The organism is Xanthomonas sp. 3058, assembly GCF_014199765.1.
Lineage (GTDB): Bacteria > Pseudomonadota > Gammaproteobacteria > Xanthomonadales > Xanthomonadaceae > Xanthomonas > Xanthomonas campestris_B.
Map to the genome: position 1 here is coordinate 738,289 of NZ_JACHOF010000001.1, position 16,009 is coordinate 754,297.

The 16,009-nt window shown below is 64.8% G+C and carries 16 protein-coding genes; 4 read left to right on the forward strand and 12 right to left on the reverse strand.

Annotated features, from left to right (window positions below; all coding sequences use genetic code 11):
• Positions 1-55 precede the first annotated feature (55 nt).
• The 12 genes from flgL to GGR61_RS03385 all read right to left on the reverse strand — a co-directional run bounded on the left by flgL (position 56) and on the right by GGR61_RS03385 (position 12,859).
• Positions 56-1,261: a flagellar hook-associated protein FlgL gene (flgL, locus tag GGR61_RS03330; RefSeq protein ID WP_184408550.1), complete on the reverse strand. Its 1,206-nt coding sequence runs from the start codon at positions 1,259-1,261 to the stop codon at positions 56-58.
• Complete coding sequence (gene flgK / locus GGR61_RS03335; protein ID WP_184408549.1) at positions 1,261-3,135, reverse strand: flagellar hook-associated protein FlgK; 1,875 nt, start codon at positions 3,133-3,135, stop codon at positions 1,261-1,263. The genes flgL and flgK overlap by 1 nt, the downstream gene beginning before the upstream one ends.
• Positions 3,136-3,146: 11 nt before the next feature.
• Positions 3,147-4,331, reverse strand: a complete 1,185-nt coding sequence (locus tag GGR61_RS03340; RefSeq protein WP_184408548.1) for a flagellar assembly peptidoglycan hydrolase FlgJ — start codon at positions 4,329-4,331, stop codon at positions 3,147-3,149.
• A gap of 1 nt (position 4,332) precedes the next feature.
• The gene (locus GGR61_RS03345) at positions 4,333-5,451 is read right to left on the reverse strand and encodes a flagellar basal body P-ring protein FlgI (protein WP_184408547.1); all 1,119 of its coding nucleotides are present in this window, start codon (positions 5,449-5,451) and stop codon (positions 4,333-4,335) included.
• A 10-nt stretch (positions 5,452-5,461) separates the two neighbouring features.
• On the reverse strand, positions 5,462-6,154 hold the full coding sequence (gene flgH, locus GGR61_RS03350) for a flagellar basal body L-ring protein FlgH (RefSeq protein ID WP_184620431.1): 693 nt from the start codon (positions 6,152-6,154) through the stop codon (positions 5,462-5,464).
• Between the two features lie 38 nt (positions 6,155-6,192).
• On the reverse strand, positions 6,193-6,978 hold the full coding sequence (gene flgG / locus GGR61_RS03355; RefSeq protein WP_006452262.1) for a flagellar basal-body rod protein FlgG: 786 nt from the start codon (positions 6,976-6,978) through the stop codon (positions 6,193-6,195).
• Positions 6,979-7,920: 942 nt separating this feature from the next.
• Positions 7,921-8,676 carry a flagellar basal-body rod protein FlgF gene (gene flgF, locus GGR61_RS03360; RefSeq protein WP_184408545.1) on the reverse strand — a complete coding sequence of 252 codons (756 nt, stop codon included), beginning with the start codon at positions 8,674-8,676 and terminating at the stop codon, positions 7,921-7,923.
• A gap of 141 nt (positions 8,677-8,817) precedes the next feature.
• Positions 8,818-10,041, reverse strand: coding sequence for a flagellar hook protein FlgE (gene flgE, locus GGR61_RS03365; protein WP_184408544.1), 1,224 nt, complete (start codon positions 10,039-10,041; stop codon positions 8,818-8,820).
• A 31-nt stretch (positions 10,042-10,072) separates the two neighbouring features.
• Positions 10,073-10,744, reverse strand: a complete 672-nt coding sequence (locus GGR61_RS03370) for a flagellar hook capping FlgD N-terminal domain-containing protein (protein WP_184620432.1) — start codon at positions 10,742-10,744, stop codon at positions 10,073-10,075.
• 37 nt (positions 10,745-10,781) lie between these two features.
• Positions 10,782-11,189: a flagellar basal body rod protein FlgC gene (gene flgC / locus GGR61_RS03375; protein ID WP_002813454.1), complete on the reverse strand. Its 408-nt coding sequence runs from the start codon at positions 11,187-11,189 to the stop codon at positions 10,782-10,784.
• 3 nt (positions 11,190-11,192) lie between these two features.
• Positions 11,193-11,594, reverse strand: a complete 402-nt coding sequence (gene flgB / locus GGR61_RS03380; RefSeq protein ID WP_184408542.1) for a flagellar basal body rod protein FlgB — start codon at positions 11,592-11,594, stop codon at positions 11,193-11,195.
• Positions 11,595-11,914: 320 nt separating this feature from the next.
• On the reverse strand, positions 11,915-12,859 hold the full coding sequence (locus tag GGR61_RS03385) for a chemotaxis protein (RefSeq protein WP_184408541.1): 945 nt from the start codon (positions 12,857-12,859) through the stop codon (positions 11,915-11,917).
• Between the two features lie 359 nt (positions 12,860-13,218).
• Here GGR61_RS03385 and flgA point away from each other — a divergent pair, with 359 nt between their 5' ends.
• From flgA to GGR61_RS03405, 4 genes are all read left to right on the forward strand, one after another.
• Positions 13,219-13,863, forward strand: coding sequence for a flagellar basal body P-ring formation chaperone FlgA (gene flgA / locus GGR61_RS03390; protein WP_184408540.1), 645 nt, complete (start codon positions 13,219-13,221; stop codon positions 13,861-13,863).
• Between the two features lie 66 nt (positions 13,864-13,929).
• On the forward strand, positions 13,930-14,241 hold the full coding sequence (flgM, locus tag GGR61_RS03395; protein WP_184408539.1) for a flagellar biosynthesis anti-sigma factor FlgM: 312 nt from the start codon (positions 13,930-13,932) through the stop codon (positions 14,239-14,241).
• 16 nt (positions 14,242-14,257) lie between these two features.
• Positions 14,258-14,590 (forward strand): flagellar protein FlgN, encoded by a 333-nt coding sequence (locus GGR61_RS03400; RefSeq protein ID WP_184408538.1) that lies wholly within the window; start codon positions 14,258-14,260, stop codon positions 14,588-14,590.
• Positions 14,591-14,757: 167 nt separating this feature from the next.
• Positions 14,758-15,984: an ATP-binding protein gene (locus GGR61_RS03405; protein WP_184408537.1), complete on the forward strand. Its 1,227-nt coding sequence runs from the start codon at positions 14,758-14,760 to the stop codon at positions 15,982-15,984.
• Positions 15,985-16,009 lie beyond the last annotated feature (25 nt).

The window sequence follows — 16,009 nt, forward strand, 5'->3', positions numbered from 1 at the left end:
ACCTGCGCAAGTCCTCACGCAGGGGTGCAGAAAAAAGCTGGTTTTCTGCTGAAAATCAGCGGAGCAGGTTGAACAACGACGACGACTGCATCTGCTGAAAAATCGTTTGAGCGGCCTGCAACGAGGCCTTCTCGAGTTGGTACTGCCCAATCGCCGAGGCGTAATCCAGATCGCGGATCGACGACAAGGTGGTCTTGAGCGTGACTTCGTTGGATTCGAGCAAGGAGTTGGCGTTGTCGATGGCCGACAACTGCGCGCCGCCCGAAGCGCGCGCGTCGATCATCTTCGACGAGGCCTGGCTGATGTCGCGCATGGAGCTCTGCAGCGTATTGATCATCGCCGCCTTCTGCGGCTGCGTCAGCGTGTCGGAGTTGAGCGCGCCGACCAGATCGTCGATGGTGGAGAACACGTCCTTGGTGGTGGAGGCGCCGATCTGGAAACTGTCGCCCACCGCCGGTGCGCCGCTGATGCGCATGCGCACGCCGGCGGCGGTGATGTCTTCGCCATCTTTATAAGTGCCGGTGCCGACCACGGCGTTGGTGCTGTCGCGCACCTCGTAGGTGTCGGCGGCGGTGAACTGCACGCTGTAGCTGCCGCCATTCCAGCTGCCGGTGCTGGCATCGCGGCTGAAATCCAGCAGCAGCCCGGTGCCGGTATTGGCGTTGGAGGGGTGCGCGTCCACGGTGCCGTCGCCGGTGCGGATACGCATGAAGATTTCGCTGCCGGGCAGGGTGTCGCTGACAAAGGTGTCCGGCGCCACTTCGACCTGCTTCTGGGTCTGGTCGCCGTTATAGACGACGCCGCCATTGCTCTTGATAAACGGCGCGCTGCCATCGGCGGTGCCGCCGAACAGATAGCGTCCGGTGCCATCGGTGCTGTTGGCCAGGCTCACCATGCTGTCGCGCAACGCGGTCAGTTCCGAGGCGATCGCCTTGCGGTCGTCGGGGCTGAGCGAGGAGTTGTTGGCCTGCACCGCCAATTCGGTGACGCGCGCCATTTTGTCGCCGGCTTGCGACAAGGCGTTTTCCTGCAGGCCCAGCCGGTTCTGCACATTGTTGGCGTTCTCGCCGAAGCGCGTGATTGCGGCCAGCGCACGGTCCAGGCCCACGGCGGTGCCTGCGGCGACCGGATCGTCCTTGGCGGTGACCAGGCGCTGCCCGCTGGAGAGCTGCGATTCGAGCTGGTTCAGCCGTGTCTGCTTGGCGCCCATCGAGGCGACCGACTGGCTGTACATCATGCTGGTGGAGATGCGGTCGGTCATCAGCGTACGGCGCCCAGGATGGCTTGGAAGATGGTGTCGGCGGTGGAGATCATTTGTGCGGCCGCCTGATAGGCCTGCTGCAGCTTGAGCATGTTGGCGGCTTCCTCGTCGAGGTTGACGCCGGAAATCGAATCGCGGCTGGCCTGCGCCTGGTCGTTGATGACCTTCTGCGCGTCGGCGGCGTAGTCGGCCGCACGCGCGGCCGAGCCCACCGAGGTGGTCAGGCCCGAGAGCGCGCCGTTGAGCGTGACGGTGCCGCCGCTGAGCGCTTTGGCATCGTCGATCTTGGCCAGCAACTTGGCATTGCCGTTGTCGCTGGAGCCGGCGCCCATCGGGCCGACGCCGAACGTATCGCCGGCCTTGGGCGCGCCATCCAGCGCGAAGCTCCAGCCATTGGCGCTGATGGTCTGGCCGGCGGTGTAGGCGAACGGACCGGTGCCATCGATGGTGTATTGATTGGCATCGATGAACTCCACCGACGACGGGGTCAGCAGCGCCGGGTTCTGCGCATTGGTGACCTTGACGTCGCTGATCTTGCCGGAGCCCAGGTTGGCGACGGTGGCGGTGGCCTTGACCGGCGTCGCTGCGGCGATGCGCGAGGGGTCGGTGATGGCCACCGACACGGTGCCGGCCAGTCCGGCGGTGGGCTGCAGCAGGAATTTGTCGCCGCTGGCGGGCGTGCCGCCGACCACCATGCTCACGCCATTGAGCACCAACGGGTTGGCGACGGTGCCGGTGCCGGTCATCGGCACGGCCGCGCCGGTGCTGGCGCTGGTGGCCTTCCACGCGGTGCCGTCGAAACTGAGCGTGACGTTCTGCCCGTCCACCGCCGACATATTGCTGAAGCTGGCGGTCAGCGCAGCGGTGCCGGTGTTGCTCGGATTGGCCGCGGTGGTGGGCGAGCCGATAGTGAAGAAATTGCCGCCCATCGCGCCGTACAGGTCCATACCCTGCGCGTGGCCGGCATTGAAGGTGCTGGCCATGCCCACGGCAAGGCGGCCCAGTTCGGCCTGGGTCGGCTCCAGCACGCTGCTGCGGAATTCCAGCAGGCCGCCGATCTGGCCGCCCAACGAATTGGCGCTGAGGCTGACGTTCTGCCCCTGGGTCTGCATCGCCACCTGCAGCTTGGTCGGCTGGTACGGGTCGGCGACGGTGGTGAGCTTGGACGAGGTGGTGCCCACCACCAGCGCCTGGCCCCCGGCGGTGAAGACATTCATGAAACCGCCGTCCTGCATCACCGCAGTGCCGCCGGTGTAGCCCACCAGCTTGCTCACCAGCGCGTCGCGCTGGTCGAGCATGTCCGGCGAAGCGTTGGCCGCGCTGTTGCCGATGGTGCCGTTGAGCTTGGCGATCTGCTGCGTCAAACGGTTGACTTCGTCTACCGAGGACGTCAATCCGCTGTTGACCTCATTGCTCAGGCTGTCCATTTGCCCGTTGAGCTGCTTGAAGCGCGTGGCCAGCGAGTTGCCGCTGTCGAGCATGCTCTGGCGCTCGGCGGTGGACGAGGCGTTGGACGACACCGCGCTGGTGGAGTCGAAGAAGTTCGACCACAGCCCGGCCACGTTGGTGGCGGTGTTGGAATACAGCGCGTCCACGCGGTTGGACAGCGACGACAGCTGCTGCAGCCGCGACAGTTCGCCGCCGCTGTCGAGCAGGCGCGAAATGGCCAGCTGGTCCGCCACCCGGCCCACATCGGTGATCTTGGCGCCATTGCCCACGAACGCGTAGCCCATGTCGGTGGGCGTGCGCGTTGCAAATTCCACGCGTTGGCGGCTGTAGCCTTCGGTATTGATGTTGGCGACGTTATGGCTAACGGTCGACAACGCCCGTTGGAAGGCGATCAGCGCGCTGGTCCCGGTGGACATGATGGACATGGGCGTTTACCTCAACGACGGATGGTGCCAAGCCCGGCAGGCTCGGCGGTGCTGGCGTAACGGTTGGACAGATCTGCCGCTGCGTTGCCGATGGCGGCGACCGCACGGTCGATGGTCGGGCCGTTGGCGATCGCCGCGATCTTGGCTGCGTAGCCCGGATCGGTGGCGTAACCAGCCTGTTGCAAGCCGCGTGCAAAACCGCGGATATCGGTGCCGGCCTGCAGCGCGGGCTGGTAACGACTGTTGTTTTTCAGCAGCCGCACATAGTCGGCAAAACTCTCCTCGGCCGAGCCGTAGGCGCGGAAATCGGCGGTTTCGGTGGTTTTGACGCCGTTGACGTATTCGTGGGTGCCGGTGGTGACCTTGTTGCCGCTCCAGCCGGTGGCCTTGATGCCGAACAGGTTGTTGGAATCGCCACCGTTGCCGATGCCACGCCGGCCCCAGCCGGTTTCCAGCGCGGCCTGCGCAACCAATGCACGCGGGTCCACGCCGAGTTCGCGCGCGGCTTTCTGCGCATGCGTCCAGATCTTGGCGACGAAGCCTTCCGGCGTGCGCTCGCCCAGGCTGGCGGCGGCGCTGCTGGCGGCGCTGGCATTGACTGCGGCATTGGCATCGGCGGCATCGCTGACGCTGACGTCGCTCCACTGATCGTTGGCCGATGGCCAGCTCAGCGCAGCAGCGTCGTCGCTGCCGGTGCTGCTGCTGCGCCCGGCGATCAGATCCAGTACCTGGCTCATGCCGATACCGGTCAAGCCGCCTGCGCCGATGCCTGCAGCGGTGCCCACAGCTGCGCCGAGGCTCGCACCGACGCTGCCTGCCGCGCCGTCGCGTGCCGGCAGCGGCAACGAGGCGTCGCGCTTGCCGGCGACCAGGGCATAGGCCTTGGCCGCATCGGCAGTGCTCAACGAGGTGTTCAACGCCGGGCCGCCGGTGTCGCCGCTCAGCTGCTTGGAGATCATCGCCGACAGGCCCAACCCCTTGCCCTGCGTCAGCGCCTTGGCCATCTGCTGGTCGTACATTTCGCGGAACATTTGGTTTTCGCCCGGAAACATCGGGTCGCCGGAGCTCGCATCGCGCATGCTCTTGACCAGCATCTGCGCGAACTGGCCTTCGAGCTGACGTGAGACCTTGTCGATCTTTGCGGGATCGGCCTTGGTGCTCGGGTTGAGATCAATGGGCGAGGCTGCGATACGCATGTCAGATCACCTCTAGCTCCGCCGTCAGCGCGCCAGCCTGCTTCAGAGCTTCGAGAATGGCGACCAGGTCGCCGGGAGCCGCGCCCACTTCGTTGACCGCGCGAACGATCTGATCGAGCGTGGTGCCGCCTTCGAACTTGAACATGCGGCTGCCTTCGGAGGTGGCCGTGATCGTGGACTGCGGCGTCACCGCCGTGCGGCCGCCACTGAAGGCGCCCGGCTGGCTGACATTGGTGTTTTCGCTGATGGTGACGGTGAGCGAGCCATGCGCAATCGCCGCCGGCATCACCCGCACCAGCTGGCCGATGACCACGGTGCCGGTGCGTGCGTTGACCACCACCTTGGCCGGCGCGTCGCCCGGCGACAATTCCACGTTCTCCAGCCGCGACAGCAGGCCGATCCGGGCGCTGGGGTCGGTTGGCGAGCGTACCGACACGGTCACCCCATCGACCGCACGTGCGGTGCCGGCGCCGAAGCTGTTGTCGATCGCTGCGACCATGCGCGAGACGGTGGTGAAGTCGTTCTGATGCAGGTTGAGGGTGATCTCGCCGCTGCCGGCGAACACGTCCGGCAGGGCGCGTTCGACGGTGGCACCGTTGGGAATGCGGCCGACGCTGGGAATATTGACCGACACCCGCGAGCCATCCTTGCCCTGCGCGCCGAAACCACCGACCACCAGGTTGCCCTGAGCCATCGCGTAGACCTGGCCGTCGGCGCCTTTCAGCGGTGCCATCAGCAGCGAGCCGCCACGCAGCGACACCGCGTTGGCGATCGAAGAGACGGTGATGTCGATCGGCTGGCCGGGCTTGGCGAACGGCGGCAGCTCGGCGTGGATCGCCACGGCCGCGACGTTTTTCAGCTGCGGGTTGACGTTCGCCGGAACATTGACGCCCAGCTCGCCGAGCAGGTTTTTCAGGCTCTGCACGGTGAAGGGCGCCTGGCTGGTGCGGTCGCCGCTGCCATCCAGGCCAACCACCAGGCCGTAGCCGACCAGCGCGTTGCCGCGCACGCCGCCGACCTGGGCGAGATCCTTGATGCGTTCGGCCGATGCCGGTGCGGCGATCGCGCACAGCGCGACAGCGGCAGCGAGCAGACGGAAGGGCAGGGAAGACAGATTCATGGTCGCAGGCTCAGTAGGGCGACAGACGGGAATTGAAGAAGCGGCTCAACCAGCCCATCGCGTTGGACTGCGCGATCGCGCCGCGGCCGCCATAGGCGATGCGGGCATCGGCCACCTTGCTCGAGGGCACGGTGTTGTCCGGGCCGATGTCGGCGGCGCGCACGATGCCTTGCACCTGCACCAGTTCGTCGCCCTGGGTCAGGCGCAGATTCTTCTGCCCCTGGATCACCAGATTGCCGTTGGGCAGGCGCTGCATCACGGTGACGGTCACGCTGCCCTGCATGCGATTGCTTTGCGCGGTGTTGCCCTTGCCGCCGAAGCTGCGGTCGCCGCTGGTGGAGTTGCGCAGCACATCGGTGCCGTTGACGGTGAGCGGCACACCCAACAGCGTGGGCGTGCTCATGTCCACGGTGTCGGCCTTGCTGATGCTGGTATTGGCAGTGGACGAGGCGGTGGTGCTTTCCACCAGGTTCACCGTCAGCAGGTCGCCGACATCGCGTGCGCGACGGTCGCCGTAGAGATTCAGGCTCGGGCCGGCAGCGTAGATCGCACCGGCGGTGGGCTGCGCCACCGGCGCGACCACCGGCACGATCGGCGCCAGTTCGGCGAACGGCCGCACGTCGCCGGCTGCCACGCAGCCACCCAGCAGCGCGCTGCAGGCGATGGCGAAGCACAGGGAGGAGAGAGAGGGCAGGCGGGACATGGCGTGAGTTCCTGAGAGGGCGATGAGCGGCGAGCCGATCAGACGTTGTTGTTCAAGTAACCGAGCATCGAGTCGGTGGTGGAGATCGCCTTGGCATTCATTTCGTAGGCGCGCTGCGTCTCGATCATGCTCACCAGCTCTTCCACCGTATTGACGTTGCTGCCTTCCAGCGCACCCTGCACGGTGGTGCCCAGGCCATTGAGGCCGGGGGTGCCGTTCTGTGCGGGACCGGAGGCGGTGGTTTCGACGAACAGGTTCTCGCCCTTGGATTGCAGACCCGAGGGGTTGATGAAGTCGGTCAGCGTCAACGCGCCGATTTCCTGCGCGGCGGCCTGGCCGGCCAGGGTCACGCTGATGGTGCCGTCGTTGCCGATGGTCAGCGACTGCGCGCCTTCCGGCACCTGGATGCCCGGCTGCAGCGGGTAGCCGCTGTTGGTGACCACTTCACCCTGCGCATTGATCTGAAAGGTGCCGTCGCGGGTGTAGGCGGAGGTACCGTCGGGCATCTGCACTTCGAAGAAGCCGCGGCCGTTGACCATCACGTCGAGCGCGCGGCCGGTCTGCTGCTGGCTGCCCTGGTCGAAGCCCTTGAAGGTGGAGACCACGCGCACACCGGTGCCCAACTGCAGGCCGGTGGGCAGCTGCGTCTGCGCGGAGGTGGAACCACCCGGCGCACGCACCTGTTGATACAGCAGGTCTTCGAACGCGGCACGGTCGCGCTTGAAGCCGGTGGTATTGGTATTGGCCAGGTTGTTGGAAATGACCGACATGCGCGTCTGCTGCGCATCCAGTCCGGTTTTGGCGACCCACAAAGCCTGATTCATGACCCGATTCCTCGTTAGACCCGGGGATGTGTTCCGGGTACGGCTGGGTATATGCACGTGCCGTGCCAAACCCGCGCCGGATTTTTGCCGGCTGTGCGGTGGATCACGCGGGGTTGGGGCGCGGCGGCCTGCGCAGGGCAGGGCTGGCGGCGGGTAGGCAGCTTCTAGGCGGAAGCGGTGGAAACCTGCGCGGCAGATCAGCCGCGGTAGATCGGTTGCCGGTCAGCGATGTGTTCGACGACGTGTGAACCTTTGGCGCTGCGTGCGGAAGGGTTCTTGGGATTTGCCGGCTGGTATTGCGACACAATCAATAGCCTGGTTGGTTGAGCGCGCGGTGCCCTCAACAGCCTGGTCAGTCAAAAGCCTGGTCTGTCGAGGGCGCGGTGCCCTCACCGCTCGCGGGACACGCCGTGAACCCGTCCCTGGGGGCTCGGTGTCGGCATCCATGCCGCCACACGGTCCCGCAAGCGGCGAGGACACCGCACCAGGGAGTTGGTCGGTTGTTTTCTTAGAATCGTGTCCGTTGCTCGGCTTGCATTGAGACGATGATCGGACACGCCGTTATCTAAGCAACCCACGTCAAGCATTGCTTGCACCATGCATGCCGACCATCTCGACTGGTCCTTGCCCGTCCACCGTCGCGGGACCTTACGCGGCATGGATGCCGCGTAAGAGCTTACAAGGACGTACTTGCAGCGTGTCCCGCGACGGTGGGCGGGCCAGGGCCCTGCAGCCAAGGTGGGCGGGCCAGCACGCTGCAGATCAGCCGCAGCGAGAGCCCAGATCATTCGCTCAGCAGTAGAGCTGCGTGTGCATGACGATAGTGGCCAAACGACATGCCGATTGCGTAAGCCTGCCATGCCGCCTCGCGCCTGCTTTCGAATTGGCTGGCAACACCCGGCGGGCCGACTGGCGATTGCGCAGTCGCCTTGGCGATGACGTTTAGCCACTCACACGCAGCAACGAATTGGCCGACTGCGCGTTGTCGTCGCCGTTCTTGATGATCTTCACCTGCATTTCGAACTGGCGCTGGAGCTGGATCATCTCCACCAGCGCGCCGGCGGCATCCACGTTGCTGCCTTCCAGCATGCCGCTGTTGACGGTCTTGCCGGTGGCCACCGCAAATGCCTGCGCGGGGTCGGTGCTGGTGTTGCGCATCAACCCGTCCGGGCGCCGTGTCAAACGGTCGGCGGGCGCATCGACGACTTTCATCTTGCCGACGATGGCCATGGTCTGCGGGCCTTCGCCCTGTGGAATGATGGAAATGCTGCCATCGCTGCCGATTTCCATCGCCTGGTGCGGCGGAATCGTCATCGGCGCGCCGCCCTCATCCAGCACCGCGTGCCCGTTGGCGGTGACCAGCTGGCCATTGGCGGTGAGCGCCAATTCGCCGTTGCGGGTGTAGGCCTCGCTGCCGTCGGGCGACTGCACGGCCAGCCAGCGGTCCTGCTGCAGCGACACATCCAGCGGATTGCCGGTCACCTTCTGATGGCCCTGGCTGCGATCGAAGCCTTGATCCACGTGCAGCGCATCGATCCGCGACGGATACCCCTTGCCCTGGATCTTGAAGGCCTCGGTATTGGCCAACGCGGCCTTGAACCCCACCGTATCGACGTTGGCAAGGTTGTGCGACACGGTGCTTTGCGCCTGCAGGGAGGCGCGGGCACCGGTCATTGCTACGTAGAGGGCTTTGTCCATTTGGCACCGGGATTGGGGAGTCGGGATTGGGGATTCGTAAACGCGGGTTGTTGCTGACGGTGAGGATGAGGGCGGGACTGGCATCCGATGGACGTGATGCCAGCCTTTGCGAATCCCTAGTCCCCAATCACCACTCCCGGCTTATCGAATATTGATGATCGTCTGGGTGACCTGGTCCTGGGTCGAGATCATCTGCGAGTTGGCCTGGAAGTTGCGCTGGGCCACGATCATGTTCACCAGCTGCTCGGTCAGGTCCACCGTGGAGGCTTCCAGCGAGCCGGATTCGATCTGGCCCAGGTCCGAGGTGTCCGGCGCGCCGGTGCGGGCGGCGCCGGAGGTGTAGCTTTCGGCCCACATGTTGTTGCCCTGCGACTGCAGGCCCTGCGGGTTGACGAAGCTGCTCAGCGCGACCTGGCCCAGCGGCTTGTCGGCGCCGTTGGAGTAGCGGGCGAACACCACGCCGCTGGTGTCGATGCTGATCTCGTTGAGCTTGCCGCTGGCGTAGCCGTCCTGGCGGGTGTCGCGCAATGCGAAGGCTTCGCCGTACTGGGTCGAGCCGCTGACGTTGAGCTGCATGTTCAGCACGCCGGCACCGGTGCTCGGGGTGAACGGGTCCATCGCGACGATGCCGTTGGCCGGGGTGGTCAGCGAACCGGTATCGGAGAACTGCAGCGTGGTCGGCGCACCGACCGCGGTACCGTCCACGTAGTTATGCACCTGCCACTCGTTCGGGTTGGCGGTCTTGACGAAGTAGGAGGTCTGCACGTGGCTGACGCCCAGCGAGTCATAGACATTGATGCCGCCGGTGGAATGGCTGTAGGTCTTGTCGTCGGCCGGGCTGAACGGGGTCACCGTCGGCGCGGTGGCGTTGCCGGGCAGGGTGAAAGCCAGGTTGACCGTGGAGGTCGACTTGGGCGGGCTGTCGGTGGTCAGCAGCTGCAGGTCCGACAGGCGGCCCACGTCGAAGCCATTGCCGCTGGGGTTCGGCGCAAACACCTGCAAACGCGCGCCCTGCGGGTTGATCACATAGCCGTTGGAATCGGTCTGGAAGTTGCCGGCGCGGGTGTACATCTTGGCGCCGTTGGACGACACGGTGAAGAAGCCTTCGCCGGAGACGGCCAGGTCCAGGCTGCGCCCGGTCGGGTCGATATTGCCCTGCGAGAACTGCTGCGCCACGTTGCTGACCCGCACGCCGGAGCCCACCGCATTACGCGACAGGCCGTAGCTGGTGCTCTGGAACATGTCGGCAAACTCGGCGCGCGATTCCTTGAACCCGGTCGTGTTGACGTTGGCGATGTTGTTGGAAGTGACGTTCAGATCGGCATTGGCTGCGTTGATGCCGGACAACGAGGTATTGAAAGCCATGGATGAGTTCCTTTAAGTGTCGGTTGCCGGCTCAGCTGACGCGGAGCACGTTGGCGAGCGGGGAGGTGCCGAGCCCCGTCAGGTTGAGATACAGGCCGTCCGAGCCGATGGTGACGCTGTCCACTGGTGCATCGACGTAGGTGGGCAACTTGCTCTTGGCACCGGCGGTGTCGGTTTGGGTTGCGGTGATGCCGTATTTGCCGGCCGCCATGCGGTTGCCGTTGGCGTCGGTGCCATCCCAGGCAAACGGCACCTCACCGGCGGCGCTGGCCGGCACGCTGAGTTGTTTGACGAAGGTGCCGTTGGCATCGGTGATTTCGAAATTGACGAAACCGGCCGAGGTCGCGGCGACCACGCCCTTGGCCGAGCCGGTGGCGTCGATCGCCACCTGCGCCGAGGGCACCAATACGTTGTGCCCGACCAGCGCTGCGCCCTTGAGCACCTGATCGCTGCTCTGTGCTGCGGAGAAGCTGCTGACCTTGGTGTTGAGATCGCCAATGCCCTGCACGGTGGAGAACTGCGCCAACTGGCCCAGAAACGCGCTGTTTTCCATCGGTTTGAGCGGGTCCTGGTGCTGCAGCTGCTCGGTCATCAACTTGAGGAAGTCGGCCTGGCCGAGTGATTCCTCCTTCTTTTTCGTGGAGGCGGCGCTGCTGGTGCTCAGCCCGAGGCTGGCGTAGAGGTCACTGCCGATCGTGCTCATCTGGAATGGTCCGTTAGTAAAGGTCAGCTAGGAAGGGTCAGCGACCCATCGTGAGGGTCGCGAGCGCCAGTTCCTTGGCGGTATTGAGCATTTCCACGCCAGCCTGGTAGTTACGCGAGGCGGAAATCATGTTGACCATCTGCGAAACCGGGTCCACGTCGGGCGAGAACACGTAGCCGTCGGCGTCGGCCAGCGGGTGGCCAGGCTCGTAGCGACGGATCGGCGGTGCGTTGGTGGTGGTGATCTCCTTGACGTTCACCGAGGTCAGGCTGGGGTCCTGGCGGTTCTGCTGGGCCTGGAAGATCGGCTCGATCGGCTTGTAGGTCGCCTCGGCCGAGCCTGCGACCGAATCCGCATTGGCCAGGTTGGAGGCGATGGTGCTCAGGCGGACCGACTGCGCATGCAGCGCCGAGCCGGCCACATCGAAAATGGGAAGATTGCTCATGGCTTATTGGCCCGTGATTGCGGTGAGCATCGAGCGCACCTTGGATTCGATGAAGCTCATCGACGCGCGGTATTCCAGCGCGGCGCGGCCGTAGGCGGCGCGTTCGGCGTCGGGATCGACCGTATTGCCGTCCAGGCTGGGCTGGTCGGCTTCGCGGGTGATCTGGAACGGATTGAGCCCGGCGTTGCCGCCGATCTCGTAATGCTTGGCGTCGGTGGTCTGCAGCAGGGTGCCGTCGCGCACGCCTTCGGCCGATTTGAGCGCCGCCTCGAAATTCAGATCCTTGGCCTTGTAGCCAGGGGTGTCCACATTGCTCAGATTGCTGGCAATGAGCTTCATGCGCTGCTCGCGCAGCGGCAGGGCATCGCCGTGGATGCCTAGAAAGGACGAGATTGAATTGGACACGGTGCTCTCCCGCGAAGTGTTACCAGGGAGGAAGCAAAGTCTGTGCCAGATCGGATGTATTGCGGGCCGCAGGAGGGCTGGGTGCCTAAATCGGCCGACGAACGGCGGTCGGGCGATGCAGAGCGCCCGATCGGGATCGACGCCTTACGCCGTGACACATCCCGAGACAGGGCAGCGTGCCGGTGTCGGCCATCAGCCGCCGTGCGGCGCAGCGCGTGGACCGGTGTGGCCAGTGAGAATGCATCGCGCGTGCCAGGCACGGCAGCGCAGTTGGGCAGGGTGCAACGGTCGTCGGCCGCATCGGCGGCCGATCGGCGGGCTCAGGCCGCTTCGGCGACCACTTTCAGGCGGGCCAGCACGTAGTCGGCCAGCTCGTGGGCGCTGTACTTGGCCACGAAGGCGTTGGCACCGACCTGTTCGACCATGGCGTTGTTGAACACGCCCGACAAGGAAGTGTGCAACAACACGTACAGGCCTTGCAGCCCCGGCGTGCGCCGGATTTCTGTCGTCAGCGTGTAGCCGTCCATCGCCGGCATTTCGATATCGGAGATCACCATCGCATAGCGATCGGCCGGATTCTCGCCCGACGCCGCCACCTGCAACAGATGGTCCAGCGCCTGGCGGCCGTCCGACAACAGGGTTGCCGAGACGCCCAACTGGTCGAGCACGCTGCGGATCTGCTGGCGCGCCACCCGCGAATCGTCCACCACCAGCACCTGGAACTGCCGGTCGTAATGCACCAGCTGCAGCGACGGGTCCAGCTGCACGTCCTTGCTGACCTTGGCGATATCGGCCAGCACGCTTTCTACGTCGATCACCTGGATCAACTCGCCCTGGAACCGCGTCACCGCCGTCAAATAAGTGGCTTCGGCGCCGAGTTCCGGCGGCGGATGGATGTCTTCCACCGCAATATTGACGATGCGCTCCACACCGCTGACCAGGAACCCCTGGACCGAGCGGTTGAATTCGGCCACCACCAGGTAGCCGGGGCCGTCTTCCGAGTGCGCATCGCGTTCCGGGTGGCCGATCGCCAGCCCCAGGTCCAGCACCGGCACCGAGCGCCCGCGCACGTCGGCGACGCCGGCGAACTCGGTCGGCAGGCCGGGCACCTGGAACAGCTCCGGGCGGCGCAGCACTTCCTGGACCTTGAAGACGTTGACGCCAAAAAGCTGGCGCCCACCCAGCCGAAACAGCAGCAGGGCCAGTCGGTTGTGGCCAGCCAGGCGCGTGCGCTGGTCGATTCGGTTGAGCAGATCGTGGGTCATGGGGCAGATATCGACAGCGCCGCCTGGAAACTTGAGGGCTTTGTGGTTGGTCTGGGCGCTGTGGGGATTCGGGATTCGGGAGTGGGGATTCGCTCAAGCGCCGGGATTAGGTGATTTGGGATGAGGGATTGGCTCAAAGGCGCGCATTAGCGAGTTGCTCAGGCCGCTGCTGCTTCTGCATCCTCTTTAGCTCCAGGAGTTGTCGGATCGATCCGGTAGGTGAAAGGGCCTTGGCAGCAGGTAAATGAATTGCCCGCGAAGCCGCTCTTACGAATCCCCAATCCCGAATCCCCAATCCCTGCAAAAAAACAGGCACACCTCTTGCACTGTGTTCCGGGTCTTCTTCCGGATCTGGTCCCATGCGCCTGCTCCTGCTTGTCATCTTGTTGGCTGCCGCTCCGGCCTGGGCCCAGAGCTACCAGTCTGTCGATTCCATCCGTGCTGCGGCGCTGGCCACCGTTGGGCCCGATGCCGAGGCCGAGGCCACGCTCGATCCGGGTCTGCGCATGCCGGCCTGTCCGATCGCGCTGCAGGCCCAACCCACCGGCACCAATACAGTCGAGGTGGCCTGCCCGCAGCCGGCCGGTTGGCGCCTGTTCGTGCCGCTGAAGGTGCGTCGCAACCAGGATGTCCTGGTGCTGCGTCGGGGCATCAGCGCTGGAGAAACCATCTCGCTGGCCGATATCAGCATCGAGAAGCGCGATGCCGCCCGCATCGTCGGTGCGGTACTGGCCGACCCGGTGGCCGCAGTGGGCAAGTCCGCCCGCCGCGTCCTGCCGGCCGGCTCGCTGCTCTCGGCCAATGATCTGGTGTCGCAGCGGCTGGTCCGGCGCGGCGACACCGTCCCACTGGTATCGCGCAATGGCGGTCTGGAGGTGCGCATGAGCGGTCGCGCACTCTCCGATGCCGGCGAAAACGAACGGGTTTCGGTTGAAAATTCCTCGTCCCGCCGTGTGGTGCAGGGGATTGTTGAAGCGAGCGGAACCGTTGTGGTCTCCAGGTAAAAATTTTCTATAAAGTTTTTTTTCTGGGTGCCGTTATCCCCTACGACCTGTAGAGGAGTTCCTGACATGACCCAGAAAATCGAAGGCAATCTACCGACCGCTGCGACCGTTCGCACCGCGGCCCCGAGCAGCAAGATCGCTTCGGCCGGCGAAGACCGTACGTCCCCGATCGCCGCATTGCCGCCGACCGACAGCGTCAAGCTGACCGGCGAGGCGACCAACCTGCAGAACCTGCAGCGCGAGCTTTCACAGTCCTCGGCGATCGACACCGGTCGCGTCCAGGCAGTGAAGGATGCGTTGCAGAACGGCAGCTACTCCATCAACCCGGATGCCATCGCCAGCCGCATGATGGATCTGAATCAACAACTGGCCGGCTAATCCCCGACGGTAAAGGATGAACGTGAACGAGTTCCTGCAACGTCTCAGCGATGCGCTGGCCGGCGAACGCCAGGCATTACTCGAGAACGACATCGATGGGTTGATGCGGCACACGCAAGACAAGCTGTCGGCGCTGCGCGCGCTTGAAGCGCGAATGCCCGAAGGTGAAGAAGACCGCCTGCGTGAGCTGGCCGAAGCCAACCGCGCCAACGGCGCACTGCTGGCACGTCGGCGCCGTGAAGTGAATTGGGCACTGCGTCACCTGGGCCGCACCGAAAGTGCGCCTTCGTACGATGCCAATGGCCAGTCAAGCGTACTGCGCGGCGGACGTTCTCTGGCCGTTGCCTGAGCAGGCGCAACTGCGCCACACGCGGGTGCCGGCGGTGCAGCACACACGTGCGAGACAGCGCTGTTTTGCGCGGCATGCAGGCTTGCTGTGGTCGCTGGGGCGATCCGGCACTGCGGCGCGTCGGCGGTTCGGCGTATATTGAAGCGCCATTTACGCCTTATCGCCCCGTGACCGCCAAGTTCTTTTTGAATCAAACGCTATTGCCGTCCTCGGCCATGCTGCGCGCCTTCGGCGACCAGATGCTTGAGGGCTTGTTGCTGTTCCGCGCAGACGGGCAGCTGATCCTGGCCAACGCCATGGCGCGCCAGAGCCTGTGCAAGGAAGATCCCACCGACAATCGCAACTTCGGTGAGCGGATTTCGCAGGTACTGCCATCGGATGCACTCAATCAAGCGCGCACCAAGGGCAGCTGGACCGGCAGCCTGCCGGTGGCCGATCGTGTCGTCATCGCGCATCTGTACTACAACGAAGACCAGGGCGTCGGTCACTTTCTGGCGTTGTTCCACAACATCGAAGGTCAGCAGGACTACGAGCGCGAGCTGCAGCAACGCCACGCCGAACTGCGCCAGGCCTACCTACGGTTGAACGGTGCGCAGGACAAACTGCTGCAGTCGGAAAAGATGGCCTCCATCGGCCAGCTCGCCGCCGGCGTGGCGCACGAAATCAACAACCCGATCGGTTATGTGCACTCCAACCTCGGCAGCCTGCAGGAATACCTGCGCAGCCTGTTCACGCTGATCGAAGCCTATGAGCGCGCGCTGCAGGCGCCGGACCCGAAGGCGCTGATTCCCGAGATCGACGAGATCCGCAACCGCGCCGACATCGACTTCATCAGCCGCGATCTGCCGCAGCTGATGGCCGAGTCGCGCGAAGGCATCGAGCGGGTGACCCGCATCGTGCGCGACCTCAAGGACTTCTCGTATTCGGACCGGTCCGAGTCGTGGAAGATGGTGGACCTGCACGCCGGTCTCGAATCCACCATCAACATCATCTGGAACGAGCTCAAGTACAAGGTCACGCTGGAGCGTAATTACGCAGAGTTGCCGCTGGTGGAATGCCTGCCGTCCGAGCTCAACCAGGTCTATATGAACATGCTGCTCAACGCCGGGCAGGCGATTGTCGAGCGCGGCACCATCACCGTCACCACCGGGCGCGACGAAGCGGAAAACGTCTGGATCCAGTTCCAGGACAGCGGCGCCGGCATCGCCCCGGACCTGTTGCAGCGCATTTTCGACCCGTTTTTCACCACCAAACCGGTCGGTAGCGGCACCGGCCTGGGCCTGTCGATTTCCTACGGCATCATCAACAAGCACCACGGCCGCATCGATGTGGAGAGCACCCCGGGGCAGGGCGCCAGTTTCCGGATCGTGTTGCCGGTGCGGCAGCCGCGGTAGCGCTTCGCGCTGGGATTGGGGAATC